The organism is Aeromonas sp. TS_SC_11 (assembly GCF_057318915.1).
Genome location: NZ_CM170470.1, coordinates 1,905,605 through 1,926,247, shown reverse-complemented (window position 1 = coordinate 1,926,247; position 20,643 = coordinate 1,905,605). Strand labels below are relative to the sequence as shown.

At 55.1% G+C, this 20,643-nt stretch carries 22 protein-coding genes and 1 tRNA gene; 6 read left to right on the top strand and 17 right to left on the bottom strand.

The annotated features are described in order from the left end of the window. Window positions 1-804: 804 nt before the first annotated feature. The 5 genes from AC1P02_RS09175 to AC1P02_RS09155 all read left to right on the top strand — a co-directional run bounded on the left by AC1P02_RS09175 (window position 805) and on the right by AC1P02_RS09155 (window position 3,130). A complete protein-coding gene (locus tag AC1P02_RS09175) occupies window positions 805-1,200 on the top strand; it encodes a helix-turn-helix domain-containing protein (RefSeq protein ID WP_485185111.1) in 396 nt (131 codons plus the stop codon). Between the two features lie 75 nt (window positions 1,201-1,275). Beyond that, window positions 1,276-1,539, top strand: coding sequence for a recombinase family protein (locus tag AC1P02_RS09170; protein ID WP_485185109.1), 264 nt, complete (start codon window positions 1,276-1,278; stop codon window positions 1,537-1,539). 205 nt (window positions 1,540-1,744) lie between these two features. Further along, complete coding sequence (locus tag AC1P02_RS09165; RefSeq protein WP_485185107.1) at window positions 1,745-2,098, top strand: hypothetical protein; 354 nt, start codon at window positions 1,745-1,747, stop codon at window positions 2,096-2,098. A 226-nt stretch (window positions 2,099-2,324) separates the two neighbouring features. Continuing rightward, window positions 2,325-2,699, top strand: a complete 375-nt coding sequence (locus AC1P02_RS09160) for a hypothetical protein (RefSeq protein WP_042643607.1) — start codon at window positions 2,325-2,327, stop codon at window positions 2,697-2,699. Then, window positions 2,699-3,130, top strand: a complete 432-nt coding sequence (locus AC1P02_RS09155) for a hypothetical protein (RefSeq protein ID WP_042643609.1) — start codon at window positions 2,699-2,701, stop codon at window positions 3,128-3,130. The genes AC1P02_RS09160 and AC1P02_RS09155 overlap by 1 nt, the downstream gene beginning before the upstream one ends. Window positions 3,131-3,558: 428 nt before the next feature. Here the strand turns inward: AC1P02_RS09155 and AC1P02_RS09150 are convergent. The 5 genes from AC1P02_RS09150 to rpsU form a co-directional block, all read right to left on the bottom strand. Continuing rightward, window positions 3,559-3,635, bottom strand: a tRNA-Ile gene (locus AC1P02_RS09150). A 192-nt stretch (window positions 3,636-3,827) separates the two neighbouring features. Continuing rightward, window positions 3,828-5,684, bottom strand: a complete 1,857-nt coding sequence (gene rpoD, locus AC1P02_RS09145) for an RNA polymerase sigma factor RpoD (RefSeq protein WP_058395209.1) — start codon at window positions 5,682-5,684, stop codon at window positions 3,828-3,830. Window positions 5,685-5,906: 222 nt separating this feature from the next. Beyond that, complete coding sequence (gene dnaG, locus AC1P02_RS09140; RefSeq protein WP_021139214.1) at window positions 5,907-7,694, bottom strand: DNA primase; 1,788 nt, start codon at window positions 7,692-7,694, stop codon at window positions 5,907-5,909. Window positions 7,695-7,782: 88 nt separating this feature from the next. After that, window positions 7,783-8,226 carry a GatB/YqeY domain-containing protein gene (locus AC1P02_RS09135; protein WP_021139213.1) on the bottom strand — a complete coding sequence of 148 codons (444 nt, stop codon included), beginning with the start codon at window positions 8,224-8,226 and terminating at the stop codon, window positions 7,783-7,785. Window positions 8,227-8,241: 15 nt separating this feature from the next. Beyond that, window positions 8,242-8,457: a 30S ribosomal protein S21 gene (rpsU, locus tag AC1P02_RS09130; protein ID WP_005309452.1), complete on the bottom strand. Its 216-nt coding sequence runs from the start codon at window positions 8,455-8,457 to the stop codon at window positions 8,242-8,244. A gap of 179 nt (window positions 8,458-8,636) precedes the next feature. On the opposite strand from rpsU, the gene tsaD reads away from it, so the two are divergent. Next, window positions 8,637-9,650, top strand: coding sequence for a tRNA (adenosine(37)-N6)-threonylcarbamoyltransferase complex transferase subunit TsaD (tsaD, locus tag AC1P02_RS09125; RefSeq protein WP_087757227.1), 1,014 nt, complete (start codon window positions 8,637-8,639; stop codon window positions 9,648-9,650). An 85-nt stretch (window positions 9,651-9,735) separates the two neighbouring features. Here the strand turns inward: tsaD and rpoS are convergent, their stop codons facing one another. The 12 genes from rpoS to mazG form a co-directional block, all read right to left on the bottom strand. Then, window positions 9,736-10,719: an RNA polymerase sigma factor RpoS gene (rpoS, locus tag AC1P02_RS09120; RefSeq protein WP_017411567.1), complete on the bottom strand. Its 984-nt coding sequence runs from the start codon at window positions 10,717-10,719 to the stop codon at window positions 9,736-9,738. 47 nt (window positions 10,720-10,766) lie between these two features. Then, window positions 10,767-11,813: a peptidoglycan DD-metalloendopeptidase family protein gene (locus tag AC1P02_RS09115; RefSeq protein WP_485185098.1), complete on the bottom strand. Its 1,047-nt coding sequence runs from the start codon at window positions 11,811-11,813 to the stop codon at window positions 10,767-10,769. A gap of 9 nt (window positions 11,814-11,822) precedes the next feature. Beyond that, complete coding sequence (locus AC1P02_RS09110; RefSeq protein ID WP_021139210.1) at window positions 11,823-12,404, bottom strand: YqaA family protein; 582 nt, start codon at window positions 12,402-12,404, stop codon at window positions 11,823-11,825. Further along, window positions 12,401-13,018: a protein-L-isoaspartate(D-aspartate) O-methyltransferase gene (locus AC1P02_RS09105; protein WP_005318888.1), complete on the bottom strand. Its 618-nt coding sequence runs from the start codon at window positions 13,016-13,018 to the stop codon at window positions 12,401-12,403. Before AC1P02_RS09105 ends, AC1P02_RS09110 begins: the two co-directional genes overlap by 4 nt. 4 nt (window positions 13,019-13,022) lie before the next feature. After that, the gene (gene surE / locus AC1P02_RS09100) at window positions 13,023-13,769 is read right to left on the bottom strand and encodes a 5'/3'-nucleotidase SurE (protein WP_021139209.1); all 747 of its coding nucleotides are present in this window, start codon (window positions 13,767-13,769) and stop codon (window positions 13,023-13,025) included. Beyond that, window positions 13,750-14,808, bottom strand: coding sequence for a tRNA pseudouridine(13) synthase TruD (gene truD / locus AC1P02_RS09095; protein ID WP_374994399.1), 1,059 nt, complete (start codon window positions 14,806-14,808; stop codon window positions 13,750-13,752). Before truD ends, surE begins: the two co-directional genes overlap by 20 nt. Continuing rightward, the gene (gene ispF / locus AC1P02_RS09090; RefSeq protein WP_005318882.1) at window positions 14,808-15,284 is read right to left on the bottom strand and encodes a 2-C-methyl-D-erythritol 2,4-cyclodiphosphate synthase; all 477 of its coding nucleotides are present in this window, start codon (window positions 15,282-15,284) and stop codon (window positions 14,808-14,810) included. Before ispF ends, truD begins: the two co-directional genes overlap by 1 nt. 133 nt (window positions 15,285-15,417) lie before the next feature. Then, the gene (gene ispD / locus AC1P02_RS09085) at window positions 15,418-16,107 is read right to left on the bottom strand and encodes a 2-C-methyl-D-erythritol 4-phosphate cytidylyltransferase (RefSeq protein WP_485185094.1); all 690 of its coding nucleotides are present in this window, start codon (window positions 16,105-16,107) and stop codon (window positions 15,418-15,420) included. Beyond that, the gene (ftsB, locus tag AC1P02_RS09080) at window positions 16,100-16,417 is read right to left on the bottom strand and encodes a cell division protein FtsB (protein ID WP_005318876.1); all 318 of its coding nucleotides are present in this window, start codon (window positions 16,415-16,417) and stop codon (window positions 16,100-16,102) included. Before ftsB ends, ispD begins: the two co-directional genes overlap by 8 nt. A 179-nt stretch (window positions 16,418-16,596) precedes the next feature. Further along, entirely contained in the window at window positions 16,597-17,898 is a 1,302-nt protein-coding gene (eno, locus tag AC1P02_RS09075; RefSeq protein ID WP_485185092.1) for a phosphopyruvate hydratase, read from the bottom strand. An 89-nt stretch (window positions 17,899-17,987) separates the two neighbouring features. Beyond that, window positions 17,988-19,625 carry a glutamine hydrolyzing CTP synthase gene (gene pyrG, locus AC1P02_RS09070; protein WP_005318871.1) on the bottom strand — a complete coding sequence of 546 codons (1,638 nt, stop codon included), beginning with the start codon at window positions 19,623-19,625 and terminating at the stop codon, window positions 17,988-17,990. A 141-nt stretch (window positions 19,626-19,766) separates the two neighbouring features. Continuing rightward, window positions 19,767-20,564, bottom strand: coding sequence for a nucleoside triphosphate pyrophosphohydrolase (gene mazG / locus AC1P02_RS09065; RefSeq protein WP_429180520.1), 798 nt, complete (start codon window positions 20,562-20,564; stop codon window positions 19,767-19,769). Window positions 20,565-20,643: the final 79 nt, after the last annotated feature.

Below are 20,643 nucleotides of genomic sequence, written 5' to 3'. Positions count from 1 at the left end.
CTGATTAGATAAACACACAGGAAGGCGTCTAGGAGACTCTCTAACGAGGTTTAGGAGATTACCTGTAGAATCCATAGGCTACGCCTAGTGACACTCTATGACATACGTAAGCAGACTAACGCCTTCGGCAAAGAGTAAAGATACGCCTAAAAGAAGAGAAGGAACCTACACAGTCCATGACTGTAGGTAGCTAGTGGCCAAGGGCTACTGAAGGACAGGAGAGAAGTAGTTTGTCTTTTCTCTCTTTCCTTTAGGCGTATCTTTAGCTTGGCCCTGCCGGCCTGAGGCACATACAGTCAGATAGTTTCTATATACGCCTTCGGCACAAGGGGGGCACTGTGTGCCCTGTAATAGTTATTTATTTATCTGTTACGTTATTTGTTATTGGGCAATTGGTGCCCCCCCCCAGGCAATTGGTGCCCCCCCCCCCCCCCCCCCCCTTACACTAAGAATAGATGACTGATTAATGGTATCACCTTCTAGGCTAGAGTCATGCCACACTAGCTTAACATCAAAAGATTAAAAATATTTGTCAGGTTTTTTGAAAAATCGGGGTATATATAAGTAAGAACAACATGAAAATAGAGTCTGCTCGGGGATAAGCCCTTGCGGACTGTTACCGTCCATAGCAGAAACAGGTAGAAAATATGTACAGCGAACAGAACGGCTTGCGAGTAAAGCTGCCTGCCTTTGTGGCGAATGACCTTATCAAGTACCTGCCAGAAGGCATGAAACCTACTCGCTTTATTGTCAGCCTCATCCTTAGGGAACTGGCTAAGAAAAAGAGAGGATCACACACGAGTGATGACGCAATTAGAGATAACAACGAGGTTGTGTAGAGCAACCCTTCCTGATCTATCTAGCAATGACAAGCATACCCTGATAGCAATATCTTCCTTCGTTAATCCCCAACGTGATAAAGACGCTCGCGCTTGGCCAACCAATCAACGGTTGGCATCCATCACAAATCTTTCAGAGCGTTCAATCAAGTACTCATTAGCCCGTCTTGAAGAGCTACAGTACTTAGAGCGCGTGACTAAGTTCCACCAAGACAGTAACTCCCGTTCGAGAATCCTCATTCTTAACCTCGACAAACTCGCCCCTCCTAAAGAACAGCCGGACCCAGTCCCAGTACAAGACGTGTATGCAGAAGAAGAATGGGCATGGGGAAGTGACGATGATGATCAAGATAATTGGTGAGTTGATATTTCTTTACCCCTTCGTGGTGTTCCTCACCCACACCCTTTCTATTTTTATTTTTCATAGGTGAATCTAATGAAACGTTTCAATTCGACACACGAGCAGTTCAACCAAGCCAAGGGCATCGCTACTAGAACATACTTAGAAAAACTGGTGGGCCCCGTTCAAGAACTCCTTGCGTTTGGCTACGGATACAACGCGATGGCGTCAGCGCTGAATGAAAAAGGATTGCTAACCCAACGAGGCAAACCTTTCTCTCGTGAGAGTGTGCGTACCCTCTTAAATAACTTACGGCTTTCTACTGTGGGAGCGGAAGAACAAGAATGCAAAGAACAATAATAGCGCACCTCGATCAATATGGCCGATGCTGCGCAGTAGGACGAGATCGAGCAGGGGAGTTAATCCTCCTAGCAGGATGCTTAGATAACGCGGTGAGTTACAGAGAACTCCCAGAAAGGTACATAAGCTTGGCTATGCGAGAGATCAGTAACACCGTCTCCTCTGAGGGCGTCACGGTCGTAGTTGGCGAGGAGGTTGTTACTGTATGAACCTCTATCGCGTCTATTACAACCAACAAGACAAGGCGGTATGTGTAGAGCGCCAAAGCGCAAATGGTATCATCAAAGTGATTGCAGGCATCAGGCCGACCAGCCTTTACAGCCGATTGCTAGTCACTGATACTTTTACTCTCTCTGAAGCAATCGATGAAGCCTTACTCACAAAGCAAGAACAATTGAATAAATCGAAAGGGATGCGCTACCAACGTACCCCAGAGCTAGAGCGAGAGATTAAGCTCGGTTGTTCCCACTCTGTATTGCATACCAAATACGGCCTTTCTAAACGCACTTATCATCGACTGCGTAACGAGCTTATTAGTGCCACTCCCCCTACCCTGTAGGGCAGTACCTCCCCCCTGTGTCACTTCCTCTCCAGACCTTGTCTATCAAGGCTTAAAACAGCCATTTTTAGCAAAGTAGGACTCTTACTATGTGGTGTTTTCTTAACACACGCAAACGGGTTCCTGTAACCCACTGTGACCACTACCGCGATTATTCAAAATTCAAGAACTATGACATTGATGCCCCTTTCACCTGGGCACCTAACCCCTTTCGGAGAAGTTAAATATGAATGAACAAATCAAAGACCTGTTTCAAGACGAATCAATTAGTGATGATCAGCTTGCAGCCATCATTCAAGAGGCTCAAGGCGACGCCTCTAAAGTGAGCAAGAGCATGAAAGCTCTTGGTATTGGTGCTGGCTCTAAAGAGCACATTGCTTATATGCAGTCATTGAAGAATGATGCTATGCGCAAACATGGATTCTCTGAAGCTCCCCAACAAACAGAATTTACGGGGGAAGAACTAGCCAACGCCAATTGGACAACCAAGCAATGGCAGCAATGGGAACGGGCTAGACGTGTGAAAGCTGGTTATAAGCCAAATCCGCTTAACAACACTCAGGACGCTGTAGAGTTCTTCAAGAAGCTGAGAGGTGGTTAATGCCTCTCATCAAGAAGCCCAAGATAGCAAATTTCAAATTCGGAGGGCAGGCAGATAAGCCTGTCCGCACTCATGAATACAAACCAGATGTTATCAAATTCTCTTACAAGGGCATTGTCATTGAGCGTAAAGGCTCTAGCTACCGCATTACGCCACCCAAACTTAAAGGCTTTGATATGGCTTTGTGTGATGGTGTCTATACCGATACTCGTTCGCTACAAGGGACGCTTGATTTGGCCCTTCTGAACGTTGACAGCGAACGCCAAGAAGAGCTAAGGGCGCTGAATATCAATTACCACTGTCCAGCTTGTAAGGGCGTAACGCTCATTCAGAAGAAAGATTGGCGCGATGAGCGTATCTCTTGCCCTTTATGCGCTCGACACTCCCATTATTCCTACTATGAAGCCGTGAAAGATGAAGTAATCCGGTGACAGAGGGGAAGCGCTTTACCCCTTACGCCTCTCAAGACATACAGTCCCCATCTGATTACTATCCTCTGTTGCTAGTACATCTATGGGGTTGTATTGGCTATTGCAGAGAGGGCCATTTGTCATATTTTCTGTGAGATTTTTTCAAGCCTCATTGCATATATATAAGAACCCCCCTTACCCCCTGCTCCCCTCCATGCAATTCCCCCCAGCAAATCGACGATGCCTCTCTCCGCTCCCCACACAACTTTTCTTCCTGTCCCCTAAAACCACTGTCATTGTGTCAACCCATCACTGGGCAATTGATAGGGCTTGGAATGCCGTCACCATTCCGCCCCTAGCAGTTAGCTAAGTACACTCACAAGTACACTTCAAAACGCCAGAAATAGAAAAGGCGCAGCGGTTACTAACCTACTGCGCCTTTCTGGATTTGGTGGCCCCTGCCCGACTTGAACGGGCGACCAATCGATTATGAGTCGACTGCTCTAACCAACTGAGCTAAGGGGCCAGAATGTTGGTTTGCGGCGTGGATTATAGGGGATGTCTGCTAGTCAGTCCATAGGCAGATCAATCACTTGGCGACATTTTGTCCACTCGGCTATCAATATGTCTGTCCCCCGGCCTCTTCGTGAAACCCGAATAAAACAAAGCCCCGCATGGCGGGGCTTTTGAGACGACAACTCGGGCAGATACCTAGGGACTATTCGTCCAGGAAGCTACGCAGCACTTCCGAGCGGCTCGGATGGCGCAGCTTGCGCAGCGCCTTGGCTTCGATCTGGCGAATACGCTCACGGGTAACGTCGAACTGCTTGCCCACTTCCTCGAGGGTGTGGTCAGTGTTCATGTCGATCCCGAAACGCATCCGCAGTACCTTGGCTTCACGAGCGGTCAGACCGGCCAGCACTTCGCGGGTCGCGTTGCGCAGGCTTTCGCTGGTGGCTGCATCCGCTGGCAGGGCCAGGGTGGTATCTTCGATGAAGTCGCCCAGGTGGGAATCTTCATCATCACCAATGGGCGTCTCCATGGAGATAGGCTCTTTGGCAATTTTCAGTACCTTGCGGATCTTGTCTTCCGGCATGCCCATGCGCATGGCCAGCTCTTCCGGGTTCGGTTCACGACCCATCTCCTGCAGCATCTGACGGGAGATACGGTTGAGCTTGTTGATGGTCTCGATCATGTGTACCGGGATACGGATGGTACGGGCCTGATCCGCAATGGAGCGGGTAATGGCCTGACGGATCCACCAGGTGGCATAGGTCGAGAACTTGTAGCCACGACGGTATTCAAACTTGTCTACCGCTTTCATCAAACCTATGTTGCCCTCTTGGATCAGATCCAGGAACTGCAGACCGCGGTTGGTGTACTTCTTGGCGATAGAGATAACCAGACGCAAGTTCGCCTCAACCATCTCTTTCTTCGCACGGCGGGCCTTGGCCTCACCAATGCTCATGCGACGGTTGATGTCCTTGATCTGCGCGATGGACAGCCCCGTCTCTTCTTCAATCTGCTGCAGTTTGCCGATGGAACGCAGTACTTCTTCGTCCATCTCAAGCAGACGTGGAGACCAAGCCTTGCCAGCCTGTTTCTGGTATTCAAACCAGGCAGTTTCACACTCGTTGTTGGTGAAGGCCGCAACGAAGGTTTTCTTCGGCATTTTGGCCTGCTCAACGCAGAGCTTCATGATGATGCGTTCCTGCACGCGGACGCGCTCCATCATTTCGCGCATATTGTTGACCAGGCGATCGAACTGCTTGGGCATCAGGCGGAATTGACGGAACACATCGGCCAGCTGGGCAATCGCAGCTTGGGTATCTTCGTGAGCACGGCCATTCTTCTGAATGGAGAGGCGAGTTACCTCATACTGGGCACGCAGATCACCAAACTTCTCGCGAGCAACTTCCGGATCAGGACCACCGTCACCTTCGTCATCCGAGCTGTCACCATCGTCGTCTTCATCTTCGTCTTCGTCTTCGTCTTCGTCGGCCAGATCGTCTTCGCCAAGTTCGGAACCGATATGGGTAGCAGTCGGTGCTACATCATCGGCTTCGTTAGGATCGATAAAACCTGAGATGATATCGGACAGACGCAGCTGTTCGGCTTCGTATTTATCATACTGCTCAAGCAGATAGGTAATCGCTTCCGGGTACTCTGCCACAGAGCTTTGTACCTGGTTGATACCGTCTTCGATCCGCTTGGCGATGTCGATTTCGCCTTCGCGGGTCAGCAGTTCGACGGTACCCATTTCCCGCATGTACATGCGGACGGGATCGGTCGTACGACCAATCTCAGATTCAACAGATGCCAGTGCCTGGGCCGCTGCTTCGGCAGCGTCCTCATCGGCAGTACCACCTTCAGCCATGATAAGGTCATCGGCATCCGGGGCGTTTTCAACCACCTGAATACCCATGTCGTTGATCATCTGGATGATGTCTTCGATCTGGTCAGAGTCGACAATGTCTTGCGGGAGGTGATCGTTCACCTCGGCATAGGTCAGGTAGCCCTGTTCTTTACCTTTGGCAACGAGGAGTTTAAGCTGAGACTGCGGGGTTTGCTCCATAGAACTCATCCGGTTGGTGATGCTAGGTTGCGCGTACAGTGCGCTGCTGCGCAAATAGCCAATTCTAATAGAAAACCGCCAGACATGCTATGTCTGGTTGCGGCGTCGGTCGTGAGAAACCCCTGCCCGCAGTATTGTCGGGGCCAGGCGGTCATAAAGTGTTTGCTTTTAATCCCGTCGATTCGGGCAACGCTATTTATATTGGGACTAATCACTCAATTATCAAGCCCCACTCTCATTTCTTTTCTCAGTCTGTACTTCTCTGATCAGCATCATCAGCTCCTGTGTTTCCTCAGAGCTTAGCCCTTCCTGAGCCACTTTGGCCTGCAATTCTTCAATTCGTTGCTTCAGAAACTGGTTAATAAAGCCGACGAAGGTATCCTGCAATTCTCCCAGAATATCCGGCTCCTGGTCGAGCTTTACCTCTTCAAACAAGTCGTGCATTGCCAACTGGGCCAGGATCTCGCCTTCTTTGGTACCACGCCAGTGTTCCAGCAAGATGCCGGTAGTAATGCCGGATTGCGCCAGGATCTGCTGATGCAGCTGCAACAGAAACTTGATGCCTTGTACCCGCAATCCAGCCAGCTCAGGCATGGCCGGCAGTTCGGCGGTGACCGACGGATACTGTACCATCAGCGCCAGTGCTCGGCGCAATGGTGTCAGCTTGGCAGCTTTGGGTTTGGTGAGTTCTGCCTTCGGCTGGCTATTGCGGGCGAACAATTCGGCAATACGTTGTTTATTCTCCCCCCAGCGCATCATGCTGGAGAGGCGGGTGATCAACCCTTCGCGGGTAAACCCTTCCGGTACGCGGCGAATAAGCTCGGCTGCCTTGTTGGCCACCTCGAACTTGCCCGCCTCACCGGAGAGGGCAGCATCCCGCCCCAGACGCTCGAACATGAAGTCGGCGAAGGGTTGAGCTTGATCCAGCAAGGCCTCAAAACCTTCCTTACCAATCTGACGCACCAGCGAATCCGGATCTTCTCCATCGGGCAGGAACACGAATTTGAGTTCACGTCCATCCTGCAGATGGGACAGTGCATTATCCAGCGCTCGCCAGGCCGCTTCACGACCGGCATTGTCACCGTCGTAGCAGCAAACCACCTCTGCCGTGGTGCGAAACAGGGTGTGGATATGGTCAGTTGTGGTGGCGGTTCCCAAGGCAGCAACGGCATAGTCGATGTCGTATTGACCAAGCGCCACCACATCCATGTAGCCTTCGACTACCAGGATCCGGCGCGGATCTTTGTGTGCCTGTTTCACTTCGTAGAGACCGAACAGCTCCCGCCCCTTGTGAAAGATCGGGGTTTCCGGCGAGTTCAGGTACTTGGGCGTGCCATCACCCAGCACCCGGCCACCGAAACCTATGACTCGGCCCCGCTTGTCACGGATCGGGAACATGATGCGATCGCGGAAGCGATCATAGCTGCCGGCACCGCTGTCACGAGTGATCAACATGCCACCCGAGATGAGCAACTGCTCGTGATCGCGGCTGGCGCCAAAACGGCGTCTCACCTGATCCCAATCTGCTGGGGCATAACCAATATTGAAACGCTTGACCACTTCCCCGGTCAGCCCGCGCCCCTTCAAGTATTCCACCGCCTGGGGGGCACTCTTCAGGTTGCTTTCATAGAAGCGGGCGATCTGGCTCATCAGCTCATAGAGATCCTTGCTGACGGCGGGTTGGGAACTGGCGGAGCCACCCATGCTCTGCTCGCGAGGTACCTGCATGCCCTGCATGCTGGCGAGCTCTTCGATAGCATCGGGAAATTCGAGACCGTCGTACTCCATGACAAAACCGATGGCATTGCCGTGGGCACCACAACCGAAACAGTGATAGAACTGTTTTTCCTGGCTGACGGTAAAAGAAGGGCTTTTTTCGTTATGAAAAGGGCAGCAAGCCTGGTAGTTCTTACCGGCTTTTTTCAGCCGCACTCGCGAGTCGATCAGCTCGACTATGTCTGTGCGTACGAGCAGATCATCGATAAAGGATTGTGGGATCCTGCCTGCCATAACCGTCCTGTTTCACTGCGTAGAAAATAAAAAAGCCGCGCATTCCCAAGGAAGCACGGCTTCTTCGACCAAACAAGAGAGTTGCCTGTTACGCCAAGCGGGTTTTCACCTGAGCACTGACGGCGCCGACGTCGGCACGCCCCTGAATTTTCGGCTTCAAGACAGCCATGACCTTGCCCATATCAGCCATGACGGCAGCACCACTTTCAGTGATGGCTTGCTCAATCAGTGCGGCAATTTCGTCTGCGGTCAGCTGTTGTGGCAGGAATTCCTGCAGCACAACGATCTCGGCGGACTCTTTGTCGGCGAGATCCTGGCGACCAGCAGCTTCAAATTGGCTGATGGAATCGCGGCGCTGTTTGACCATTTTGGTCACGACAGCGAGGATATCCTCATCATTGAGCTCGATACGGGAATCAACTTCACGTTGCTTGATTTCTGCCATCAACAAACGGATCGCCCCCAAGCGAGCCTTATCTCTGGCAAGCATGGCAAGTTTTTGTTGATCCTTGAGTTGATCCTTCAGAGACACGGCATTATCCCCCGATTAGTACAGGCGGATACGACGTGCGTTTTCGCGAGACAGCTTCTTGGCGTGACGCTTTACAGCAGACGCTTTGGCGCGCTTACGAATGGTAGTCGGCTTCTCGTAGAACTCACGGCTACGAACTTCAGACAGGATACCGGCCTTTTCGCAAGAACGCTTGAAGCGACGCAGAGCAACGTCAAACGGCTCATTTTCACGGACTTTGATTACTGGCATGTGCCTTTCACCTCAGTGATATATTGTTAGCTGACCATCAGTCGATCAGCATGTCTTAAAATGGTGCGAAATTATACTCTGGACAGGGAATGAAAGTAAACCCGCAGAGATCGCTCTGGTTTAAAAAACCCGCGAAGGTTACCATAGCCGTCTCATTTTAGCAGTGAAATTTTTTAGCAATGCGTGTATTGGGCATAGAGACATCCTGTGACGAAACCGGGATCGCGATCTTCGACGATCAAAAAGGGATCCTTTCCCATCAGTTGTACAGCCAGGTCAAGCTGCATGCGGACTACGGTGGCGTTGTCCCCGAGCTCGCCAGCCGAGATCATGTTCGCAAGACGATCCCCTTGATCCAGGCCGCATTGCAAGAGGCGGGACTGGGTAAAGATGACATCGACGGCATCGCGTATACCGCGGGCCCGGGCCTGGTGGGCGCCATTCTGGTAGGGGCCACCATAGGCCGCTCGCTGGCCATGGCGTGGAACAAACCGGCCATCGCCGTACATCATATGGAAGGCCACCTGCTGGCTCCCATGCTGGAAGAGAGAGCGCCCGAGTTCCCCTTCGTGGCACTGCTGGTCTCCGGTGGTCACTCCATGCTGGTGCGGGTTGACGGTATCGGCAGCTATCTGCTGCTAGGCGAGTCCATCGATGATGCCGCCGGCGAGGCGTTCGACAAGACCGCCAAACTGATGGGGCTGGACTACCCGGGTGGCCCACTGCTTTCCAGGCTGGCAGAAAAGGGCACCACCGGACGTTTCCACTTCCCCCGTCCCATGACTGACCGTCCTGGGCTCGACATGAGCTTTTCCGGTCTCAAGACCTTTGCCGCCAACACCATAGCAGCCAACGGTGACGATGAGCAGACCCGTGCCGATATCGCCCGTGCGTTTGAAGATGCGGTGGTCGATACCCTGGCTATCAAGTGCCGTCGCGCTCTGAAAGAGACCGGCCTCAAACGGCTGGTGGTAGCCGGTGGCGTCAGTGCCAACCGTCACCTGCGAGCCCAGCTGGCCGAGCTGATGGAGAGCCTCAAGGGTGAGGTGTTCTATCCGCGTACCGAGTACTGCACCGATAACGGCGCCATGATCGCCTATGCCGGCATGCAGCGCCTGAAGGCAGGTGTGTTCGAGCCGCTTGCGGTCAAAGCAGTACCACGCTGGCCACTGGACACTCTGGATCCGGTGTGATCTTGCGGATCCAGTTGCAATAGAAGAAGGGGCACATGGCCCCTTCTTCATTTCTATCAGCAGTATCAGACTGCCTTGGTACTAACTAATTGGTACGAAACAGTGCCTCAATGGAGAGCCCCTGCCCCAGCAGGATCTCCCGCAGGCGACGCAGTCCTTCCACCTGGATCTGGCGTACCCGCTCCCGAGTCAAGCCTATCTCGGATCCTACATCTTCCAGCGTGGCCGGTTCATAACCGAGCAGACCGAAACGACGTGCCAGTACTTCGCGCTGCTTGGGATTAAGCTCTTCCAGCCAGTGCACTATGCTGGCACGCATGTCGTCATCCTGCGACTCCAGCTCGGGCCCCATGCCACGTTCATCAGAGAGCACATCCAGCAGCGCCTTGTCACGATCGCCACCGATGGGGGTATCCACCGAGGTGATCTTCTCGTTGAGCTTGAGCATACGATTTACGTCGTCTACCGAGCGATCCAGTGCAAAGGCGATGTCCTCTGCAGTCGGTTCATGATCGAGACGATGGGAGAGTTCACGAGCAGTACGCAGATAAACGTTCAGCTCTTTGACCACATGAATAGGCAGACGGATGGTGCGGGTCTGGTTCATGATGGCCCGCTCTATGGTCTGGCGGATCCACCAGGTGGCATAGGTGGAAAAACGAAAGCCGCGTTCCGGGTCGAATTTCTCTACCGCGCGGATGAGGCCAAGGTTGCCCTCTTCGATGAGATCCAGCAGCACCAGGCCGCGGTTGTTGTAGCGACGGGCGATCTTGACCACCAATCTCAGGTTGGACTCAATCATGCGCTTGCGGGCGGCTTTGTCGCCTCGCAACGCACGACGAGCGTAATAGACTTCTTCTTCGGCGGTGAGCAAGGGGGAGAAGCCAATCTCCCCCAAATAGAGCTGGGTAGCATCCATCACCTTGTTGACTTCCGGAGCCATCAGTTCATCGGAAATAGTCTCTTCAACTTCAGCGGCTACTTCCTGAACCTCTTCTTCCTCACGGGTCTCCAGCTCTTCGTCGAACTCTAACTCGGCATCCTGCATAACCAGTTGTTCTTGGCTCATGGTGTGTCTCCCTGACCTGAACCAGAGTAAGACTTAACTCTCTGGGGTTAACGCTTTGGCAAATAGCTCATCGGGTTTATCGACTTGCCTCGATACCGGATTTCAAAGTGCAAACGCACATCCGGCGCGTCCGTGCTGCCCATGTTGGCAATGACCGCTCCGCCTTTGACGCTATCCCCTTCCTTCACTCGCAACTCGTCGTTGTGAGCATAAGCCGAGAGGTAGTCATCATCATGCTTGAGGATGATCAGCTTGCCATACCCCCTTAGTGCGCTACCCGCATAGACGACTTTTCCGCCACTCGCTGCGTAGACGGGTTGCCCCTTCTGGCCAGCGATATCTATGCCTTTGTTTCCCTGTTCTGCAACGGAGAAACCCTCAACTATCCGGCCTTGCGTCGGCCAGTGCCAAGAAAGTCTCGACTGAGGTTTATTGTTGTTTTTTTGTTCTCTTATCTGAGCGTATTCTTTTGAAGATGGCTGAGCAATCGTTTTCTGTTTGATAAATGGTGTGGTCGTACCTGATGGTGCCATTGCAAGCGGTTTGGGGCCGCTACTTTGCGGTGTGACAGGACGCGTCACGGCAACCATCTGGCCACCACCCATAGCGGCAGACTGTACGTTCAGCACCTGACCAACATGGAGCCCATATGGCACCTGCAGGTTGTTGCGCTGTGCAAGTGTTTGATTCGACATGCCAAACTGACGGCCAATACTGCTTAACGTGTCGCCACGACGCACTTGATAGGTGCTGGCGCTGCGATTGGCAGTCAGGGTATTGCTACCGGATGCATCGAGCCTGAGCTGCTGTCCCGGGTAGATGTTATAGGGAGGGCTGATACCGTTGAGGCTGGCCAGTGATGGCACATCGTTACCCGAATTGAAGGCGATGGAGTAGAGGGTATCCCCTTTTTTCACCGTGTAGCTGTTGCCCTGAATAGCAGGTTGGGCCGCCCCATGACGAGCCGGTATGGTGGAGACAAGGCGATCATTGCCCAATCCCTGTACCGGAGCAGCAGTCTTGCTGGAAGAGCAAGCGAGCAGCAGCCATGACAACACGACGATACTGCTTCCTTGCCAGACACGCGAACGCATAGTGGATCCTTAACGACTAAACCAGAAATAGGCCGCAACGGCCAAACCAATACAGAGCCAGCCCAGCACATCCACATAGTGCATCAGCTTGCGCTCCATTTTCTCACCGCCCCAGCGCATCAGGCCTGCCACCAGGAAGAAGCGCATGCCACGGCCGATCAGCGAGGTCACAATGAAGGGCAACAGTGCCATATGCAGCAAGCCCGCCGTGACGGTAAACACCTTGTAGGGGATTGGCGTGAAGCTGGCAATAAAAATCACCCAGATGCCCCACTGCTCGAACCACTGCTGTGCCAGGGCAATCTTGCCTTCATACCCCACAGAGACCACCAACGGCTGCACCAGCGGCTCCCACAGGGCATAGCCGAGCGCATAGCCGAACACTGCCCCCAATACGGAGAAGATCGTCGCCAGGGTAGCGTAGTGCCACGCCTTGTGCGGCTTGGCCAGCGCCATGGGCGCCAGCATGACGTCAACCGGAATAGGCCAGAACACCGACTCGATGAAAGCAGTGATCGCCAGATAATAAGGGGCATACCTGTGACGAGCCCACTGCATCACCAGCACATACAGACGAGAAAACAGCTTCACTCAACATCTCCATCAATTAGGGGAACAAAGCGCACAGGCTCCAGGATCCGGCTGGTCAGCTGGGAACCGGCCCGTTCGATTAGCTGCAAGGTCTGATGACTATCGCCCACCGGCAGCACCAGACGGCCACCATCGGCCAGTTGATCAGTGAGAGCAGTAGGCACTTCACTGGCCGCAGCCGTCACCAGAATTGCATCGAACGGCCCTTTATTGGGCCACCCCAGCCAGCCGTTGCCGTGCTTGGCCGAGACGTTGTGCAGATCAAGCTGGCGCAGTCGGCGCCGGGCCTGGAACTGCAGCGACTTGATCCGCTCCACCGTATAGACGTGCTCCACCAGATGTGCCAGCACGGCGGTCTGGTAACCGGAACCAGTACCAATCTCCAGCACGTGGGCCGGATCATTCTGGATCAGCAGCTCGGTCATCCGCGCCACCATGTAAGGCTGGGAGATGGTCTGACCATTGCCGATGGGCAACGCCGTGTTATCCCATGCCTTGTGGGCCATGGCTTCATCCACAAACAGCTGACGCGGTACTTTCGCAATCGCCGCGAGTACGCGGAAATCACGAATGTCCTGTGCGATCAGCTGGTTCAACAGGCGCTGTACTATCACACCTTCATCCCTGCAGGTCTAACCAAGCCCCCAGACCCGCCAGACTGCTGTATGCAGTCATATCGATGGTCAGGGGGGTGATCGAGACATAGCCCTGCTCGATGGCGGCGAAATCCGTGCCTTCTCCCGCATCTTGCTGGTTGCCGGGGGGACCAATCCAGTAGATCGGCTGACCACGAGGATCCTCGGTACAGATCACCGACTCCGCCCGATGTCGATTGCCAAGGCGTGTCACCTTGATCCCCTTTACCTGATCAAGGGGCAGGTCGGGCACGTTCACATTGAGGATCTGATCGGCAGGCAGCGGATGCACCATCACCCCCCTCACCAGTTGAGCTGCATAATGGGCCGCCGTGGCGAAGTGGGTCCGTCCTACCAGTGAGATAGCAAGGGAGGGGAAACCGAGATGGCGTCCTTCGGTCGCCGCCGCGACCGTGCCTGAGTAGATGACATCATCTCCCAGGTTGGCGCCATGATTGATGCCTGCAACGACCATGTCCGGCTCGGGGCGCACCAGTTCGTTGACCGCCAGATGCACACAGTCGGTCGGGGTGCCCTTCACCGCATAGTAACCGTTTTCGCTGATACGGGAGACCCGCAGCGGTACTTCCAGCGTCAGGGAGTGACTCGCGCCGCTGCGATTGCGATCCGGCGCAACTACTGTGACCTCGCCACACGCCCTCAGTGCATCGCTGAGCGCGCGAATGCCCTCGGCATGCACACCATCGTCATTACTGACCAGAATTCGCATCGGACTGATTCCTGAAACCATGATCGGCCTCTTCGGCCTGCATTAATTCGCGTACCACGCTGGTCGCAAAGGCGCCGGCCGGCAGGAAGAAGGACAAGGTCAACACCTCGCCGTCCAGCTGCCAGCTCATCTGTTCCGGCTTGAGCAGCAGCGGGCGGCGATCCTGATCCAGTCCGGCTTTTTCCAGCCCGTCACACCACTCGGCATAAGGAGCCAGCACCGCCTGCTCAAACTCGGCGGCAGCGCCCTGGCTTGCCAGGCGGCCGCGTCCCCACTGGGGGGCGGTCAGCTGCACGTCACCGGAAGCCAGCCGTGCAGCCAGCTCAGGGGTCAGCACCTCTTCACTGAAGATGGAGTGGCTGCCTTTGAGCATCACGCAGTCGCCGGCCAGCAGCTGATGGGCCAACCCCTGCTCGATGCGGGCACTGACGATGGCATTGAACAGCATGCTGCGGGCGGCGGAGAGATAGAGAGAGCGCTTGTTGCGATCCTTGATCCGCTTGCCGGCAAACATCGCCTTGGCCGCTTCCAGGTTGTTGCCACCCCGGCCGAAACGCTGCTCGCCATAGTAATTGGGCACCCCCTGAGTGGCGATGGCTTGCAGGCGGGCCTCCAGCCCGTCGGCCTGCGCCAGACCGGTGAGACGCAGGGTGAAATGGTTGCCCTTGAGGTAGCCGACCCGCAATTTGCGGTTGTGGCGCCTGGCTTGCAAGATCTGGATGCTGTCGCTCTCGACCACCGACAAGTTCGGCTCGGCTTTGCCCGGCAAGTGGATGCCGAACCACTGCTCGGTCACAGCGTGGCGATCTTTGAGGCCAGCCCACGTCACCGCATTGCGGTTAACCCCGGCTGCATCGGCCAGCAGGCCCGCAACCCAGGCAGTGTTCTCGCCGGTTTTGCGCACCCGGACGAAGATGTGCTCACCTTCACCACAAGGCTCGAAGCCCAGATCCTCAACCACCACAAAATCGCTGGCCTCGGCCTTGAGAATGCCCTTGGCGGCAGGCACACCATGCAAATAACTGAGCTGTTCCAACATTATTGTTTCACCAGTAAGACGACGGCTTCGGTGGCGATCCCTTCCTTGCGCCCCGTAAAGCCGAGTTGTTCTGTGGTAGTCGCCTTGACATTCACCCGGTTCAAATCACATTGCAGGTCGGCGGCCAGCACGGCGCACATGGCGTCGATATGGGGCGCCATCTTGGGGGCCTGGGCTATGATGGTCACATCCAGATTGCCGATGGCATAGCCCGCGGTTTTTACCCGGGCAAAAACGTCCCGCAGCAGGATACGACTGTCGATCCCCTTGAATTGCGCAGCGGTATCGGGAAAGTGGCGGCCTATGTCACCGGCGCCGATGGCGCCCAGCAGGGCATCGCTCACAGCGTGCAGCACCACATCACCGTCGGAGTGAGCAAGCAGTCCTTGCTCGTACGGCACTGCAACCCCGCCCAGCATGCAAGGCCCCACGCCACCAAACTTGTGTACATCAAAACCATGACCAATTCGCATCATGCTTGGCGTCCTCTCAACATACAGGGACCTACCTCGTCAATTTTGTGCACGTCAAAACCACGTCCAATCCGGATCATGCCTGCTCCTTTAAGTCACTTTCATCGCCAGTGGACACATACGTCGCAAAAACGGCTTAGGTCTGCTGGCTTAAAAACAGCCCAGCCAGAGAGAGATCCTCAGGCCGGGTTACCTTGATATTGTCAGCGCGCCCTTCCACCATCCGCACCGTGAAACCGGCACGCTCCATGGCAGAGGCCTCGTCAGTGATGGTGGCCCCCAGTGCCAGCCCCTCCTCCAGCGCTCGCTTCAGGGTGCGAGCGGGGAACATCTGCGGCGTCAGCGCATGCCAGAGCTGCTCGCGATCGACGGTACCAATGATGTTGCCTGCAGCATCAGAGCGCTTCATGGTATCGCGCACCCGGCTGCCGAGAATGGCGCCCCCACACTGGATGGCGGCGGCGATCAGGGCATCGAGATCGCCATGGGTCAGACAGGGACGGGCGGCATCGTGAACCAGCACCCAGTCACTGTCGGCCGCATGTAACGCATTGAGAACGGAAAAGGCGCGCTCGGCGCCCCCCTCTACCCGCAGGATACGCGCGTCGGCCGCCACTGGCAGGGTTTCGAACCAGCGATCATGAGGCGCCAGCGCCACTACCACCTGCACTATCGCCGGGTGAGAGAGCAGCCGCTCCAGGGTATGTTCGAGAATGGTCTTGCCCGCCAGGTGCAGATACTGCTTGGGACAATCGGCCCCCATCCGGCTGCCGATGCCAGCGGCCGGAACGATAGCGATCACGCCAGTGATTTTCACATCAGTCATCGTAGGGCTCATCGTCCGGCGCCGTCTCCTGATCTTTATCCTTGGGGATAATCCGGTAGAAGGTCTCGCCCTGCTTGATGTAGCCAAGATCGTTGCGCGACAACTCCTCGATGGCCTCAAGGCCCGAGGTTAAATCATCAATCTCGCGATAAATCAGGTTATTACGATCCTTGAGTACCAGATTATCCTGCTGCTGCCGGGAGATGGCATCAGACAATTCGTGATAATCGGACAGGCCATTCTTCCCCAGCCAGAGGTCGTATTGAAGCCCTCCCAACAGGAAGAGCAGGATAAGAGTGAGTAGCCGCATGCACTGAGTCTCCTTCAAGCGGCCTAGTTTCCCATATTCGCAGGCAAGACAAAAGGAAGCCTGTGTCCCGTATGGGTTGGGCCGGAATAAAAAATGCAGAAACCGCAAGCGGCTGAGCCAGATACGAAAAAGCCCCGCCAGATTGGCGGGGCTTTGAGCAGATTAAGGGCGGGCTGGAATTAAGCCTGGCCTTTCACTTCTTTCAGACCGTTGAAAGGAGCTTTGGCACCCAGAGCTTCTTCGATACGGATCAGCTGGTTGTACTTGGCAACACGGTCAGAACGGCTCATGGAACCGGTCTTGATCTGGCCAGCAGCGGTACCCACAGCCAGGTCGGCGATGGTCGCGTCTTCGGTCTCACCGGAACGGTGGGAGATGACGGCAGTGTAACCAGCGTCTTTGGCCATCTTGATGGCAGCCAGAGTTTCGGTCAGGGAACCGATCTGGTTGAACTTGATCAGGATGGAGTTGGCGATGCCGTTGTCGATGCCGCGCTTCAGGATCTTGGTGTTGGTTACGAACAGGTCGTCACCCACGATCTGGATCTTTTTGCCCAGCTCTTTGGTCTGGTAAGCGAAACCGTCCCAGTCAGATTCGTCCAGGCCATCTTCGATGGAGACGATCGGGAACTTGGTGGTCAGGTCAGCCAGGTAGTCAGAGAACTCGTTGGAGGTGAAGATACGACCTTCGCCTTTCAGGTTGTACTCTTTCTTCTCGGCGTCGTAGAACTCGGAAGCAGCGCAGTCCATGGCCAGAGTGATGTCTTTACCCAGTACATAGCCAGCAGCAGCAACGGCTTCTGCGATCACTTCCAGCGCTTCGGCGTTGGATTTCAGGTTGGGAGCGAAACCACCTTCGTCACCAACAGCAGTGTTGTAGCCCTTGGACTTCAGCACTTTGGCCAGGTTGTGGAACACTTCAGCACCCATGCGAACGGCTTCTTTCAGGGTCTTGGCGCCAACCGGCTGGATCATGAACTCCTGGATGTCAACGTTGTTGTCGGCGTGCTCACCACCATTGATGATGTTCATCATCGGCAGCGGCATGGAGTAAACACCCGCAGTGCCGTTCAGCTCGGCGATGTGAGCATACAGCGGCATGCCTTTGGCAGCAGCAGCGGCCTTGGCGTTGGCCAGGGAAACAGCCAGGATGGCGTTAGCGCCAAACTTGGATTTGTTCTCGGTGCCGTCGAGGTCGATCATGATCTGGTCGATAGCAGCCTGGTCCTTGGCATCTTTACCCAGCAGAGCTTGAGCGATCGGGCCGTTTACGGCTTCGAGGGCTTTCAGCACGCCTTTACCCAGGAAACGGCTCTTGTCGCCGTCACGCAGTTCCAGCGCTTCGCGGGAACCGGTAGACGCGCCAGACGGAGCGGCTGCCATACCAACAAAACCACCTTCCAGGTGAACTTCGACCTCAACGGTCGGGTTACCACGGGAGTCGATGATTTCACGACCGATCACTTTAACGATCTTGGACATGTGTATTTCCTCAGGTTTCGTAAAAAAACAACAAAAATATGCCAAAAAAAGCGGCTGTGGCACAGAGCCTCAACCGCATTTATTTTCAATTACTTCAGATTACGCTTCTGATACTCGCCTGCCGCCTTCACAAAGCCGGCAAACAGGGCGTGGCCATCACGGGGAGTTGAGGTGAACTCCGGGTGGAACTGCGCCGCCACAAACCAGGGGTGATCCGGGATCTCGATAATTTCCACCAGTTTCTTGTCGGCGGAGAGACCGGTCACTTTCAGACCTGCCGCTTCAATCTGCGGCAGCAGCTTGTTGTTCACTTCGTAACGGTGACGGTGGCGCTCGTAAATGGTCGGGCTGCCGTACATCTGACGCACCTTGGAATCCTCGACCAGGTGGCAGAGCTGGGAGCCCAGACGCATGGTGCCACCCAGATCGGACTTCTCGGTACGGGTCTCGACGTTGCCTTCGTCATCCACCCACTCAGTGATGAGACCGACAACCGGATAAGCACAATCTTTCTTGAATTCAGAGGAGTGAGCCCCTGTCATGCCAGCGACATTGCGCGCGAATTCGATCATGGCAACCTGCATGCCGAGGCAGATACCCAGATAAGGGATCTTGTTCTCACGGGCATACTGGGCAGCCAGGATCTTGCCTTCCACACCACGCTCACCGAAACCACCCGGTACCAGGATCGCATCCAGGCCTTCCAGCAGCTCGAAGCCACGGGTCTCGATGTCTTGAGAGTCGATGTACTTGATGGTGACGGAGAGACGGGTCTTCAGGCCGCCGTGCTTGAGCGCCTCGTTGACGGACTTGTAAGCATCCGGCAGAGAAACATACTTGCCGACCATGCCGATGGTCACTTCCGCAGTCGAATTGGCCTCTTCGAAGACAACCTGTTCCCACTCGGACAAGTCGGCTTCCTTGCACTCCAGACCGAAACGCTCGGTGAAGTAGGAGTCCAGATTCTGAGACTTGAGCAGTGCCGGGATCTTGTAGATGGAGTCGACGTCTTTCATGGAGATGACGGCGCGCTCTGGCACGTTGCAGAACAGACCGATCTTGGCACGCTCGTTGGCCGGAATGGTGCGATCGGAACGGCAGATCAGCACATCCGGCTGAATACCGATGGAGAGCAGCTCTTTCACGGAGTGCTGGGTCGGCTTGGTCTTCAGTTCACCGGCAGCCGCCAGGTAAGGAACCAGGGTCAGGTGCATGAACATGGCGCTGTTGCGGCCCACTTCAGCCGCCAGCTGACGAATGGCTTCGAGGAACGGCAGGGACTCGATGTCACCCACGGTACCGCCCACTTCGACGATGGCAACCTGATGGCCTTCGGCACCGGCAATCACCCGCTCCTTGATGGCGTTGGTGATGTGCGGGATAACCTGAATAGTGGCGCCCAGATAGTCGCCACGGCGCTCTTTACGCAGCACGTCGGCGTAGATGCGGCCAGTAGTAAAGTTGTTGCGGCGAGTCATCTTGGTGCGGATGAAACGCTCGTAGTGGCCCAGATCCAGATCGGTCTCGGCCCCGTCCTCGGTTACGAACACTTCACCGTGCTGGGTCGGGCTCATTGTGCCCGGATCCACGTTGATATAGGGGTCCAGTTTCATGATGGTCACATCCAGACCACGGGCTTCCAGAATGGCTGCCAGAGAAGCTGCGGCAATGCCTTTGCCGAGGGATGAAACAACGCCACCAGTTACAAAAATATATTTTGTCGTCATGCTGAACCTGAAAGAAGTTTAGGGAATTTTAAGGGGTGCTTCGGGGATGAAGCAGGACGGGGAAACAGTATACCAAAACCCCCACTCCCAAACAATGAACAAAAATCTATCAGGCTCACAGCGCCATCGTCTTGCGCCAAATCAACTTTGTTCGGTTTCCTTGGCCTTGTCCCAGGCGGAGTCCAGCTTTTCGAGCGAACAATCGGTCATTTTCAAGCCTTCCGCAGCGATAAATTGCTCAACCTGCCGAAAGCGACGCTCGAACTTGGCGTTGGCGCCCCGCAGCACCTGCTCCGGATCCTTGCCCAAGTGACGCACCAGATTGACGGTGGCAAACAAGAGATCGCCGAGCTCATCGCTCACCCGCGCCTCGTCCACGTCGGCCATCAGCGCCTCTTCCATCACTTCGTCGATCTCTTCGTGAATTTTGTCCACCACAGGCCCCAGGGTTTTCCAGTCAAAGCCGACGGTGGCGCAGCGCTTCTGGATCTTGGCGGCGCGAGTCAGGGCCGGCAGCGAGAGCGGAATATCATCCAGCACGCTCTCTTTATCGAGTGCCGCCCGCTCCCTGGCTTTTTCCGCCTCCCAGTTCACCTTGACCGCCTGCTCATCGCCAAGATCCGCATCGGAAAACACATGGGGATGACGGCGAATGAGCTTCTCGCTCACCGCATCGACGATATCGGCGAAATCGAACAGCCCCTGCTCCTTGCCCAGCTGGGCATAGAAGACTACCTGAAACAGCAGATCGCCGAGTTCCCCCTTCAACCCCTGCCAATCGCGGGTTTCGATGGCATCGGCAACCTCATAGGCCTCTTCCAGGGTGTGGGGCACTATGGTCTGGAAGCTCTGCTTGAGATCCCAGGGGCAACCCCCTTGCGGGTCACGCAGACGAGACATGATATCGAGCAGTTGGGGCAGATCGTAACGTTGGGACATTGGATGTTAGCTTTCCATTCGTGGTTGCAGGGGGCGTGATCAGGAGGGAAACAGTGACCGACCTTGCGGTCGGTCACGG

Coding starts and splice junctions, on each gene's coding strand:
- AC1P02_RS09175 (WP_485185111.1), top strand. CDS start 805: ATGACGCAATTAGAGATAACAACGAGGTTGTGTAGAGCAACCCTTCCT.
- AC1P02_RS09170 (WP_485185109.1), top strand. CDS start 1,276: ATGAAACGTTTCAATTCGACACACGAGCAGTTCAACCAAGCCAAGGGC.
- AC1P02_RS09165 (WP_485185107.1), top strand. CDS start 1,745: ATGAACCTCTATCGCGTCTATTACAACCAACAAGACAAGGCGGTATGT.
- AC1P02_RS09160 (WP_042643607.1), top strand. CDS start 2,325: ATGAATGAACAAATCAAAGACCTGTTTCAAGACGAATCAATTAGTGAT.
- AC1P02_RS09155 (WP_042643609.1), top strand. CDS start 2,699: ATGCCTCTCATCAAGAAGCCCAAGATAGCAAATTTCAAATTCGGAGGG.
- rpoD (WP_058395209.1), bottom strand. CDS start 5,684: ATGGAGCAAACCCCGCAGTCTCAGCTTAAACTCCTCGTTGCCAAAGGT.
- dnaG (WP_021139214.1), bottom strand. CDS start 7,694: ATGGCAGGCAGGATCCCACAATCCTTTATCGATGATCTGCTCGTACGC.
- rpsU (WP_005309452.1), bottom strand. CDS start 8,457: ATGCCAGTAATCAAAGTCCGTGAAAATGAGCCGTTTGACGTTGCTCTG.
- tsaD (WP_087757227.1), top strand. CDS start 8,637: ATGCGTGTATTGGGCATAGAGACATCCTGTGACGAAACCGGGATCGCG.
- rpoS (WP_017411567.1), bottom strand. CDS start 10,719: ATGAGCCAAGAACAACTGGTTATGCAGGATGCCGAGTTAGAGTTCGAC.
- AC1P02_RS09115 (WP_485185098.1), bottom strand. CDS start 11,813: ATGCGTTCGCGTGTCTGGCAAGGAAGCAGTATCGTCGTGTTGTCATGG.
- surE (WP_021139209.1), bottom strand. CDS start 13,769: ATGCGAATTCTGGTCAGTAATGACGATGGTGTGCATGCCGAGGGCATT.
- truD (WP_374994399.1), bottom strand. CDS start 14,808: ATGTTGGAACAGCTCAGTTATTTGCATGGTGTGCCTGCCGCCAAGGGC.
- ispF (WP_005318882.1), bottom strand. CDS start 15,284: ATGATGCGAATTGGTCATGGTTTTGATGTACACAAGTTTGGTGGCGTG.
- ispD (WP_485185094.1), bottom strand. CDS start 16,107: ATGACTGATGTGAAAATCACTGGCGTGATCGCTATCGTTCCGGCCGCT.
- ftsB (WP_005318876.1), bottom strand. CDS start 16,417: ATGCGGCTACTCACTCTTATCCTGCTCTTCCTGTTGGGAGGGCTTCAA.
- eno (WP_485185092.1), bottom strand. CDS start 17,898: ATGTCCAAGATCGTTAAAGTGATCGGTCGTGAAATCATCGACTCCCGT.
- pyrG (WP_005318871.1), bottom strand. CDS start 19,625: ATGACGACAAAATATATTTTTGTAACTGGTGGCGTTGTTTCATCCCTC.
- mazG (WP_429180520.1), bottom strand. CDS start 20,564: ATGTCCCAACGTTACGATCTGCCCCAACTGCTCGATATCATGTCTCGT.